Source organism: Xenorhabdus innexi (assembly GCF_002632485.1).
In the GTDB taxonomy this organism is placed as follows: domain Bacteria; phylum Pseudomonadota; class Gammaproteobacteria; order Enterobacterales; family Enterobacteriaceae; genus Xenorhabdus; species Xenorhabdus innexi.
Window position 1 is genome coordinate 1 of the sequence record NZ_NIBU01000191.1, and the last position, 1,055, is coordinate 1,055.

The 1,055-nt window shown below is 51.4% G+C and carries 1 protein-coding gene; it reads right to left on the reverse strand.

The window, feature by feature from the left end:
• The coding region (tuf, locus tag Xinn_RS20990) for an elongation factor Tu (RefSeq protein WP_099137822.1) at positions 1-1,055 on the reverse strand (1,055 nt) is incomplete at both ends.

Sequence of the window (1,055 nt, forward strand, 5' to 3'; positions counted from 1 at the left end):
TTAACTACCATGTTGATGTTGTCACCTGGCATTACCATCTCTACGCCTTCTGGCAGTTCGATAGTACCGGTTACGTCAGTTGTACGGAAGTAGAACTGTGGACGGTAACCTTTGAAGAATGGAGTATGACGGCCACCTTCATCTTTGCTCAGGATATACACTTCAGATTCGAACTGAGTGTGTGGGTGGATAGAACCTGGCTTCGCCAGAACCTGACCACGCTCAACGTCATCACGCTTAGTACCACGCAGCAGAACACCAACGTTCTCACCCGCACGGCCTTCGTCCAGCAGTTTGCGGAACATTTCAACGCCAGTACATGTTGTTTTCGTGGTTTCTTTGATACCAACGATTTCAACTTCGTCGCCGACTTTAACGATACCACGCTCTACACGACCTGTTACTACAGTACCACGGCCGGAGATGGAGAATACGTCTTCGATTGGCAGCAGGAATGGCTTGTCAATGTCACGCTCTGGTTCTGGGATGTAAGAATCCAGCGCATCAGCCAGTTCCACAACCTTCGCTTCCCACTCTGCGTCGCCTTCCAGCGCTTTCAGAGCAGAACCACGGATGATTGGTGTGTCATCGCCTGGGAAGTCGTACTGAGACAGCAGCTCACGTACTTCCATTTCTACCAGTTCCAGCAGCTCTTCGTCATCAACCATGTCACATTTGTTCAGGAACACGATGATGTAAGGAACGCCTACCTGACGACCCAGCAGGATGTGCTCACGAGTCTGTGGCATTGGGCCATCAGTTGCAGCAACAACCAGAATTGCACCGTCCATCTGAGCCGCACCGGTGATCATGTTTTTCACATAGTCGGCGTGGCCTGGGCAGTCAACGTGCGCGTAGTGGCGAGTTGGAGTATCGTACTCTACGTGAGAAGTAGAGATGGTGATACCACGTGCTTTTTCTTCTGGTGCGTTATCGATCTGATCGAATGCACGTGCGCTACCGCCGTAGGTTTTTGCCAGAACGGTGGTGATTGCAGCAGTCAGGGTAGTTTTACCGTGGTCAACGTGGCCGATAGTACCAACGTTAACGTGCGG